Below are 892 nucleotides of genomic sequence, written 5' to 3'. Positions count from 1 at the left end.
TGAGAACGGCGGAGCAATATTCGACCACGGTAGCGGCGGGATAGTCCTGCTGCGGGCGGCGTAAAAGTCGTCCACCTTGAAGCCTTTCTGCCGAGTCAGGGAGGTGTGGGGATCTACAGCGTGGAACTTTATCTTCAGGTCCGTCTGGCTTGCGCGGATGGCATGAGCCAACGGGCGGCGGCGAAGCGTTTCAATGTGTCGCGCGATACGGTACGCAAGATGCTGTCGTTTTCATCGCCGCCGGGTTACCGGCGCCAGTCCGTACCGCAGCGCCCGAAGCTGGACGGGTTTGTGGCGATCATTGATGGATGGCTTGAGGGTGACCGCAGTGTCCCGCGCAAGCAACGCCATACGGCGAAGCGGGTATTCGACCGTTTGCGCACCGAGCATGGTTTCACCGGCGGCTATACGATCATCAAGGATTACATCCGGGAGCGCGAACAGCGCAGCCGGGAGATGTTCGTGCCGCTGGCGCACCCTGCGGGAGATGCGCAGGCCGATTTCGGGGAAGCGCTGGTGGAGATCGGCGGGGTGGAGCAGAAGGCCTACTTCTTCGCGCTCGATCTGCCGCACAGTGATGCCTGCTATGTGCGGGCCTATCCGGCGGCGGTGGCGGAGGCCTGGGTGGACGGACACGTGCATGCCTTCGCGTTTTTCGGCGCGGTACCGCGCTCGATCGTCTATGACAACGATCGCTGCCTTGTGGCGAAGATCCTGCCCGACGGCACGCGGCAGCGTGCAACATTGTTCAGCGCTTTCCTGTCACATTACGTGATCCGCGACCGCTATGCTCGCCCGGGCAAGGGGAACGAGAAGGGCAATGTGGAGGGGCTGGTAGGCTATTGCCGGCGCAACTTCATGGTGCCGATCCCGAAGTTCCCGACCTGGGAGG

At 62.6% G+C, this 892-nt stretch carries 1 pseudogene; it reads left to right on the top strand.

The features are described from left to right. Positions 1-120 precede the first annotated feature (120 nt). Positions 121-892, top strand: a pseudogene (gene istA / locus EWH12_RS21950) (IS21-like element ISSsp5 family transposase); the annotation flags it as partial.

It is taken from the genome of Sphingobium cupriresistens, from assembly GCF_004152865.1.
Lineage (GTDB): Bacteria > Pseudomonadota > Alphaproteobacteria > Sphingomonadales > Sphingomonadaceae > Sphingobium > Sphingobium cupriresistens.
This window is presented reverse-complemented; position numbering and strand designations above follow the sequence as displayed.